At 37.4% G+C, this 9,595-nt stretch carries 10 protein-coding genes and 1 tRNA gene; 6 read left to right on the top strand and 5 right to left on the bottom strand.

Translation table 11 applies throughout. From position 1 onward, the window contains the following. The first annotated feature begins 174 nt into the window (after positions 1 to 174). From PN471_RS12715 to PN471_RS12695, 5 genes are all read left to right on the top strand, one after another. On the top strand, positions 175 to 558 hold the full coding sequence (locus PN471_RS12715) for a hypothetical protein (protein WP_271777154.1): 384 nt from the start codon (positions 175 to 177) through the stop codon (positions 556 to 558). Positions 559 to 576: 18 nt separating this feature from the next. Continuing rightward, positions 577 to 1,077, top strand: coding sequence for a hypothetical protein (locus PN471_RS12710; RefSeq protein WP_271777152.1), 501 nt, complete (start codon positions 577 to 579; stop codon positions 1,075 to 1,077). Positions 1,078 to 1,087: 10 nt separating this feature from the next. After that, complete coding sequence (locus PN471_RS12705; RefSeq protein WP_271777151.1) at positions 1,088 to 1,642, top strand: GNAT family N-acetyltransferase; 555 nt, start codon at positions 1,088 to 1,090, stop codon at positions 1,640 to 1,642. A 54-nt stretch (positions 1,643 to 1,696) separates the two neighbouring features. Further along, entirely contained in the window at positions 1,697 to 2,476 is a 780-nt protein-coding gene (locus PN471_RS12700; RefSeq protein ID WP_271777150.1) for a photosystem II S4 domain protein, read from the top strand. A 69-nt stretch (positions 2,477 to 2,545) separates the two neighbouring features. Beyond that, positions 2,546 to 2,619, top strand: a tRNA-Val gene (locus PN471_RS12695). Between the two features lie 5 nt (positions 2,620 to 2,624). Here PN471_RS12695 and rsmH read toward each other — a convergent pair. From rsmH to PN471_RS12675, 4 genes are all read right to left on the bottom strand, one after another. After that, positions 2,625 to 3,533, bottom strand: a complete 909-nt coding sequence (gene rsmH, locus PN471_RS12690) for a 16S rRNA (cytosine(1402)-N(4))-methyltransferase RsmH (RefSeq protein ID WP_271777149.1) — start codon at positions 3,531 to 3,533, stop codon at positions 2,625 to 2,627. Between the two features lie 23 nt (positions 3,534 to 3,556). Continuing rightward, the gene (locus PN471_RS12685; protein WP_148760870.1) at positions 3,557 to 3,787 is read right to left on the bottom strand and encodes a hypothetical protein; all 231 of its coding nucleotides are present in this window, start codon (positions 3,785 to 3,787) and stop codon (positions 3,557 to 3,559) included. A 58-nt stretch (positions 3,788 to 3,845) separates the two neighbouring features. Further along, positions 3,846 to 4,268 carry a hypothetical protein gene (locus PN471_RS12680; RefSeq protein ID WP_271777148.1) on the bottom strand — a complete coding sequence of 141 codons (423 nt, stop codon included), beginning with the start codon at positions 4,266 to 4,268 and terminating at the stop codon, positions 3,846 to 3,848. Between the two features lie 173 nt (positions 4,269 to 4,441). Next, positions 4,442 to 7,633, bottom strand: coding sequence for a type ISP restriction/modification enzyme (locus PN471_RS12675; protein ID WP_271777147.1), 3,192 nt, complete (start codon positions 7,631 to 7,633; stop codon positions 4,442 to 4,444). Between the two features lie 460 nt (positions 7,634 to 8,093). On the opposite strand from PN471_RS12675, the gene PN471_RS12670 reads away from it, so the two are divergent. Beyond that, the gene (locus tag PN471_RS12670) at positions 8,094 to 9,278 is read left to right on the top strand and encodes an NAD(P)H-quinone oxidoreductase subunit H (protein ID WP_271777146.1); all 1,185 of its coding nucleotides are present in this window, start codon (positions 8,094 to 8,096) and stop codon (positions 9,276 to 9,278) included. 114 nt (positions 9,279 to 9,392) lie between these two features. Here PN471_RS12670 and PN471_RS12665 read toward each other — a convergent pair whose 3' ends face one another. Next, positions 9,393 to 9,581 (bottom strand): zinc ribbon domain-containing protein, encoded by a 189-nt coding sequence (locus tag PN471_RS12665; RefSeq protein ID WP_271777153.1) that lies wholly within the window; start codon positions 9,579 to 9,581, stop codon positions 9,393 to 9,395. Positions 9,582 to 9,595 lie beyond the last annotated feature (14 nt).

Here is a 9,595-nt window from a genome sequence, read left to right as displayed (position 1 = left end):
GGGGAGGTAGGGGAGGCAGGGGGGCAGGGGGGAATATTTCTATTTATTTTTCCCAATCACCAATCACCAATTCCCAATTCCCAATCCCCAATCACCAATCACCAATCACCAATTACCTATCACCATTCCCAATGCTGTAAAATAGTTTTCAAATCCTGGTCTAGTCAAAAACTCATGACTACAGTTACATCACAAGAGATTGCCAAATTTCGTTCTCATTTAGCAGATGATCCGCAAGCAATGGAAGCATTAGACTTGATAGAGGATTGCGATGGAGATTTAGAAGATGCGGTAATGACACTGGCTATTCGGGCTGGACAAGAACCAGAACAAACCAATTCCGACTGGTTAGATGCTTTAGCCAAAAAGTGGCGGGCGGTAATTTGTGAACAAGAATATCGAGAAGACTTGTTAAATGAGTCAATTCAAGGGATGATAGTACATCTAAGGACAATACCGAGTTTTCCCAAAAGTCTGGCTACACCCGTTTTAATTTATATTCTTAAACAAGGTGTGAATAATTTTTGTGAGCCTTTGGATTTGCTAAAGTCACATTAATCCTGAGTTTTAAAATTGATGAATTATCTTGTTGCTGTATTATCAGATCGCATCCAGGCTGAAGCCGCTGATTTAGCCTTAGAAAGAGAAGGCATAAATGGCACTATTCTCGGTAGAGGATACAAAAGTGCTGATGAATTTGGTTTAATTGATCCCAAAGAACAGGCAAAAAAACAAGTCAAGCTAATGGCGATTTGGTTAGTACCATTTGGCTTTTTTTCCGGTTTTACCTTCAGTTTGATTACCGGTTTGGATACCTTTGCTTGGGCTGGAGAAATTGGCAATCATGTGATTGGCGGTATTCTGGGGGCTGGTAGTGGTGCAATGGGTAGTGTATTTGTAGGTGGTGGCGTGGGTTTATTTGAGGGTGGTGGTGATGCTTTACCCTATCGCAATCGTTTAGATGCAGGTAAGTATTTAATTGTGGTACAGGGTTCGGAAACTCTGACCCGTCAAGCTACTCGCATTCTCCGCCAGTTTGAACCAGAAAATATTCAGGGTTATGCAGAAACAAACTAATCTATAACGCATGAATTATTCCTTGGAAATGACAACAAGTCGCCTTAAAATATTTCCTTGTTCTTTGGAGGTATCACAAGCTGCTGTAAGCAAAGATAAATTACAGGTTGAGAAGCTTTTAGGGGCAAATGTTCCTGATGATTGGTTTGCTGCTGACGTACTAGATTTTTTGCCAATTTATGCTCAAATGTTGCAAGATAACCCAAATCAGATTGGTTGGGGTGTCTGGCTAATAATTCTTATTGATAATTCTACTTTAATCGGAGATTTGGGATTTGGTGGTAAACCTGATGAGCAAGGTACTGTAGAAATGGGTTATGAGGTGCTATCTGCTTATCGTCACCAGGGATATGCTTTTGAAGCAGTTCAAGCATTAGTAAATTTTGCTATCACTGATCCAAAACTGAAGAGAATTATCAGCTATTGTCCACAAGATAATTTTGCATCACAGAGAATTTTGGAAAAGCTGGGAATGCAGCAGATAGAAACCTTAGATTCACCTGATTATCTGGCTGAACCTATGCTGAAATGGGAGATGACAGCAGCAGTAAAACCTAAAAATTAGAAATACTTACACCATAATTTTTTTTAGCAAGTTTAAAAATTATTTATTTTAACAATGTTACCCAGAGAAGAACTTTTAAAAGGTGTTGAAAACCGCGATACTATCGCCCGTGTAATTGATCGAGCAGATCAAGCTATAAAGACATGGGAAGTGGTATGTACAGATTTTTTGTCTCCGCCGGAGTTGGCGGAAATTCAAAGGGTATTTAGCCGTTTAACGGAGGTGCATTCGGTAGCGTGGGGTGGATATCCACAGGCGGAAAGACAAAGGTTAGCGATCGCTCGTGCTGATTTACCATTAGATCAGTCTGAAGTGGCGATTGTGGCTTTAGAAATTGCTGGTAATTTCTTGTTTGATACAGCAAATCACCGGGATTTTTTAGGCGCAATGTTAGGAACGGGGATTGTGCGAGAAAAAACCGGAGATGTGATTGTGTTGGGGGAAAGAGGGGCGCAGGTGATTGTTGTCCCTGAATTGGGAGAATTTTTGGAGATGAGTTTACAACAGGTGCGTTCTGTGCCAGTAAAAACTCGACGCATTGAGATTAATGAGTTAAAAATCCGCGAACCGAAGAAGAAGGAAATGACGACTGTGGAGGCTTCTTTGCGGTTAGATGCGGTAGCTTCGGCTGGGTTTGGGATGTCCCGCAGTAAAATGGTGGATTTAATTGATTCTAATGATGTGCGTGTCAATTGGAAGGAAGTCACCCAAGCCAGTTCTCACGTTAAAACAGGAGATTTAATCGCTATTCGCGGGAAAGGGCGGTTGGAAGTTGGGGAAATTGCAGTGACGAAAAAGGATCGCTATCGGGTGCAGTTGACTAGATATATGTAGGGTAAAATTTCGTTTTAGGGGTTGACAGATTATATTTTATATGATAGATTGTTAATCTGTGTTGATTACGGACGGTTAGCTCAGGTGGTTAGAGTACATCGTTGACATCGATGGGGTCGTTGGTTCGAGTCCAATACCGTCCATATTTTTATCTCTCATCTGTATTTTTCTTTTCTGCTATTCTCAATTTAGCAGAACGGGAACGGGGGTTTTCTTTAATTTCTTCTTCTGTGGCAATTATGGGTTTTTTTGTCAATATTCGCAAGGAGGGGGAATTTCTCAAACCATGTTTAACTGGTCTGTCTTCTAAACTGTGAAAACTGATTATGGCTATTCTTCCTTCAGGAATTAGTGCGTTAGGTGCTTTTTCTATTAAGGTTTCCAGGACTTTTAATTCGTCATTGACTGCTATTCGCAAAGCTTGAAAAACACGGGTTGCGGGGTGAATTCTCCCATGACGATATTTAGGAGGGACGGAGTAGGCGATCGCATTTGCCAATTCTGTAGTAGTATTAAATGGGCGTTTTTCAACAATTCTTCTGGCTATTCTGCGAGAAAGTCTCTCTTCACCATATTTAAAGAAAATATCCGCCAATTCTTGTTCGTCCCATTCATTGATGATATCTCCAGCGGTAAGGGATTGTTGCTGGTTCATTCGCATATCTAAATTTGCGGTATTTCTAAAACTAAAACCCCGTTCTGGGTTATCTAAATGATAGGAACTTACTCCCAAATCTGCTAAAATTCCATGATATGTACTTTCTAGAAATTGGTAATTAGCAAAGTTGCTATGAATAAATTTGACTCTATTTCCAAATTCTGCTAGATTCTCTTTTGCTGCATTTAAAGCATCTTCATCTTGGTCAACTGCGGTAATTTTCACATCTTCAGCAGTTGCTAAGATTAAGCGACTGTGACCTCCACCACCAACGGTTAAATCTAAATAATGTCCACCAGGTTGGATATTTAAACCTGTAATCACTTCTTGACTGAGAACGGGAATATGGGAAAATGTAATTTCTTCTAAATCTATGGGTGTTTGTGAATCTGATTTCATTATTAATTTATTGATACTAAAAATTAAGAAGCAAGTTTGGCGTTTATAAAACTGAAGATTTTTTCTAATTCTAATAAACCTGCTAGTTCTGGTTTTTCATCAGCATTTAGCAAATTTTCTTTATTCTTTTCTAAGAGTTCTTCTAAACGAATCTGTAACTCTTCAGTAAAGGAAAAAGGACGAAATTGATCTGAAAGATTCAGATTTATTCCATTTGGTAGCCAAGATGAGGGTTGTTTCATTAATTCTTTCATAAATATCTCCTTAATTGACAATTTTGCTTAACTAAGTTTAGATAATACTTTTGATTTATTAAAATGTAAGTGTTTTTTGCTTTTTAATTACAGAATTAATATCAATTCCTTTCCAATCTTTAAATAATTCAGCAATTTGTTCAGGTGTTGTAAAGTTGTCTGTAAAATATTCAAACTTACCACTATCAAGATTGAGGAAAAAACTCAAAAAACTACAATGATCTTTTGAACCAAAACCAAGCGGACAATCAAAACACCAATTATCTATACTTGTTCCATATTCTTTAATAATGGCACAGATTTTTTCAATTTTAATAGAATATTTTTGGCATAATTCTAGCAATTCAGAAGGAATTTTACCAATTTCACAAAATAACTCTATTGCTTGATAGGTTGAATTGGTAGGACGATATTTAAAATCAATTAATGATTCACAAATATCGAAAGCTTCAAGAAACTTTTGTTCAGATATTTTGTCCATTAGGAATATCGAGAATATTGATCATATTTTGACTAAGGGGCGGTTAGAAACCGCATCTACACAGACGAAACCCACCTGCGTGGGTTCTTAATTTAGTCCGCGAAGGCGGACTTTGCTTGTGTAGCCGCGAATTATATTCGCCGGGGTTTCATTATATTAACTTATTGATAATCTCATTCTAACGGAAAACCACCATATTTTGCAATTATTTGATCAACATCTTCCATAATCTTAATAGTCTCCGATATAATGGAAATAATATTTTGATAATGGCTAATATCATCAAAATTTAACTCTCTCCCTTTTCTGTCTTTTAGCCATTTTTGACAAACTTGATAACCTCCAATATAAAAATTCCAAATTTGCTGCGTAACTTGATCAAAATACTGTTCAGAATTTATCCAAATTTGTTGATGATTTTCATGATATTTGACTTGTTCCACAATGTTAGAACCAGGAATAGGATAAGTAGAAATTTCTGTTCCTGTTGCTTGCATTAAATGGTATTTAACCAGTTTATCACCTTTGGTAACTAACTCCCAAAAAAGTGCAGAATTAGAAGTTAAAGGAATACGAGGAAAATCAATCTTTAAAAATTCGGCGTAACGTTGACGGTAAATAGGAGAATGCAAGATAGCATAAATGTAATTAAAAATATCCTCTGGTGCAAAGGTTTTAGTTTTATCTCCTTTTCCGTCAACAATAAATTTTAAATCTAGTTTTTGGGAAAATTCAGTAATAAATTCTGGTGATAAATTCGGTTTACGTCCTCCAGGTGCATTAGTGGGGATAGAATCAAATAAAGTTGGGGTATTTGTTGGGTAAAGGTAAAGAGGAAAAATATTAACTCCACCTCTTCTAAAAATATTAGTATCAATAGGTTGGTTCGCAACTGATACCAAAGACCAGATAAAATCATTTACAGCAATTCCTTGACGACCTAAACCTAAACATAAATTATCTTTTCTAAAAACATGATCAAGTAATTCTCGTCTCGGTCTATCCATTATTAGATCACTATAATAACAGTAACGCCAATCGAAAGGGCGATATAAACAACTAATTATTTTATCTTTCCATTGATTATCTAAGCGAATTAATTGACGAACTTTATCTAATCGCCAATCTAGATGATCATGAATATTATATTTATTGCTATAGTCTTCATTAGATAAATTAGTTTCTCGCATTTCTCTAAATTTTTGAGTAATGCTTTCTTCATCAAAATCAATAGCAAAATGATCTCGATGGGTTTTGATACCAGCAGTATTGACTAGCATGATATCAATAACTTTCCATCCTTGTTCATACTCTGATGATAAACTGGTGTTTTGAGGGTTAAATAAATAAAATTTAGCTTCAGGTTTGACAATTTTCCAATCAGTTGAACTAAGATCATTTTCCGCTAACCAATGATATTTACCACCAACTAACTCTTTATTTTCATAAACCTCTCTCATACCCCATAAATCAGCATGATAAACCGTTGCTAACTTTTGCTGACTATTTTCATATTTAATAAAAATACTGATTGCTACACCTTGCTGAATATCAAAAACATTTTTATCCGGTGAACCATCAGGACAAACTTCTTTTTTCTTACTATTACCATGTAAATCTAAAACATAAATTTCATCAAAAGTTTGCATCAAATTTTGACGCATTCCCCGAAAAGTGGGATTATCTAAATAACCATGATTCGTAATTAAAGCCACAATACCATAACCTGTTTCGGAAACTCGATGTTGAGCAAAACGGATAAACTTTACATAATCATCTAATAATCCTTTGGGGTTTCTTTCTCCTAAAGGTTTTCCGTCTACTTGATAATAATCCCTAACTAATCCCACAATCCAAGGGTCGGTATTTATAGATTCATAAGAATAAGGAGGATTTCCTAAAATTACCATTACAGGAACATCTTGTTTTATATCCTTTGCGGCTTCTGCTTCATCTCTAATCCTGTTCATAAAACCATCAGCAGCAGGAATCTGAAAAGCCTCTTGTAATGTATTAGTTAAATAAATCCTTAACCGTTCCTCAGAACTAAAATCATAACCCAATTCTTGTAACTGTAAACCTAACTTCATATGTGCTACAGTATAAGGTGCCATCAACAATTCAAAACCAAATAACCGGGGTAATAAATGTTGACTCACATAACTTGACCACATTCCCTTTTGAGATTTAAACTTATCATAAATAAAATCAATTACACTGTGCATAAAAGTTCCCGTACCCACCGCAGGATCTAAAATCAAAACCTGATGGGTTTCTATAATTCCCTCCCCTTTAGGATTGGGAATTTTAATCTTTTTAGAATCTGCTAAACCTTTACTAATATTAAATTTATGTTTGAGAATATAATCTACACTTTTAACAATATAATTAACCACAGGTTCAGGAGTATAATAAACCCCTCTTGATTCTCGCATTTTGGGATCATATTCTGCTAAAAATGTCTCATAAAAATGCACAACAGGATCTTCTGTGCGAGTCCGTTTACCAAAATTTTTGAGAATTTCCGCCATTTCCGTTTGTTGGAGAATACGCGCTAAATTATCTACAGCCCAACTAATTCTATCATCTAAATCAGGTCCGGCTATTTGTCCAAAAATACTTCTTAAAAAAGGGTTAGTTTTCGGTAATTTAAACGCTGCTGTTTCCCGTGAAAAAGTCTGAACATTATCAGTATTACACCGCGCTGCAAATAAACCATAACAAATAGTTTGGGCGTACATATCCGCAAATTGTTCAACGGTTAAATCCTTAATTAATACTCGTTGAAACGATTCCAACTGTTCCCGTAAAGTTCCCCCTTTATCCACATCATGCAACGCAGTTTTAATTGCATCTCTCATCAATTGAGCTAAACTAGCCATAGGTTTAGCTAAATCCTTGGGTGTCGTGATTTGGGGAACTTTAGCTAATAAAAATTGCTGCAAAAGTTGGTCAACTTCCTGTATTCCTTGTTTATCAACTTTGATTTTTTTGTGTTTATCAATAGTTCCTAAAGAAGCAGATAATTTTAACTCACCCTGAACATACCAACGAAACTCCAAATAATCAGTTAAAATCAAATTACCTAAAGCCGCAAAATAACGCCCCATTTGAGCAGTTTTTTCTACTTTCTGGAGAGAAATACCAATATCTTTAGCTTCAATATTTCCAACTTCCAAAACACCATTGTTGATCACAAAATCTGGCGCACCGCAAGCGATTCTTTTCGGTTCATTAATAGCTTGAATACCAGAATCTAAAGACTCCATTAACTTCTTCAAAGCCGGACGATAACTATGTTCAGTAGCATTTTGTCCTTGGTAAACTTGATTAACTTCCTGAAAATAAACTTGTAAATAATTCATAATTTAACCACACCCCTTAAAAACCCTGCTTCTCTTACTTTGCGCCTTTGCGCCTTTGCGTGAGCTAAAATTTAACTATAGATATTAATTAGAGTAATTATAAATTAAATCTATCTTGCCACGAAGACAAAATCAGCAAAATCACCAAGACATTGATACAATTTGAGGTTAGTCATCTGCACCGGGAAGATTTTTCCCATTCCCACAACCCTAGATACATGAAAAAAATCCAGATTCTCAATCCCTGATATATCAAGCTTCCGTATAATAATTGAAGTAGCTAGACAACAGAAGACACCAATTACAAAACCGACTCTGCTATTCTCTCTCCAACGTCACCCTGTAGAGATAATCTAGAAATTATCCCTATAAGCTAAATTTTGGCAGACAATAACAATCGTGGCAGGTTAATTTTAGCGGGTCAATTTACAACATCCACAACGGGAGAACAGCAAAATCTATGAGTAGAATCGAAACCCGCACCGAACCGATGGTGCTAAATATGGGTCCTCATCACCCATCAATGCACGGAGTTTTGCGTTTAATTATGACCTTAGATGGTGAAGATGTCGTTGACTGTGAACCAGTTATTGGCTATCTACACCGAGGAATGGAGAAAATTGCCGAAAACCGTTCTACAATCATGTATGTCCCCTACGTCAGCCGTTGGGACTACGCTGCGGGGATGTTTAATGAAGCGGTGACAGTCAACGCACCGGAAAAATTAGCGGGTATTACCGTACCCAAACGCGCCAGCTATATTCGCGTGATTATGCTGGAACTCAACCGCATTGCTAACCACCTCCTATGGTTTGGTCCATTCTTGGCTGACGTTGGCGCGCAAACACCCTTTTTCTACCAATTCCGGGAACGGGAAATGATTTATGATCTGTGGGAAGCCGCCACAGGCTACCGCATGGTTAATCACAATTATTTCCGTGTTGGTGGTGTGGCCGTTGACTTACCCTATGGTTGGGTAGATAAGTGTTTAGATTTTTGTGATTACTTTATCCCCAAAGTTGATGAGTATGAACGCTTAGTTACCAATAACCCCATTTTCCGCCGCCGTATTGAAGGTCTGGGAACTATTACCCGTGAAGAAGCTATTAATTGGGGGCTTTCTGGTCCAATGTTACGGGCTTCTGGGGTAAAATGGGATTTACGGAAAGTTGACCACTATGAATGTTACGATGATTTTGATTGGGATGTTCAGTGGGAAACTGTAGGCGATTGTCTTGCTCGTTACATGGTACGGATGCGAGAAATGCGCGAATCTGTTAAAATCATTCGCCAAGCGATCGCTGGATTACCCGGTGGACCCTACGAAAACCTAGAAGCCAAGCGGTTAATGGCTGGGAAAAAATCTGAATGGGATGCTTTTGATTACCAGTTCGTGGCTAAAAAAGTTGCTCCCACTTTTAAAGTTCCTAAAGGTGAAATCTACTCCCGTGTCGAAAGTGGTAAGGGAGAATTAGGGATTTATTTAGTTGGTGATAATAATGTTTTCCCCTGGCGCTGGAAAATCCGCGCCGCAGACTTCAACAACTTACAAATTCTACCTCATTTACTGCGAGGAATGAAGGTTGCAGATATCGTTGTTATTCTCGGTAGTATAGACGTAATTATGGGTTCTGTTGATAGGTAATCAATCGTGATACTCCAGGAATTAAATGTGTACTTTCTGGAATCCTTGTAGAGACATTGTGACATACTCCACACACTCCCCCTTCGGGTGAGTGTGGGCTTCTCAGCGACTCTTCTATGAAGACATTGACTGAGCTTTAAGACCGTGTGTCCCACGGTTCTTGATATTAATTGAACCATTCAAATCCCGGCACAAACTGACCTTACAGTTAGGGCAATTGTGCGTTCTTTGGGATAGCGGCTTTTTAACTTTGTTACCACAACTAGAGCATTCTTGGCTTGTTCCGTTTGGATTTACAGCGATTACTTTCAGCCCAG

The organism is Aphanizomenon sp. CS-733/32 (genome assembly GCF_028330045.1).
Lineage (GTDB): Bacteria > Cyanobacteriota > Cyanobacteriia > Cyanobacteriales > Nostocaceae > Dolichospermum > Dolichospermum gracile.
Note: the sequence above shows the minus strand (reverse complement) of the source record. Positions and strands in the feature narration are given on the sequence as shown.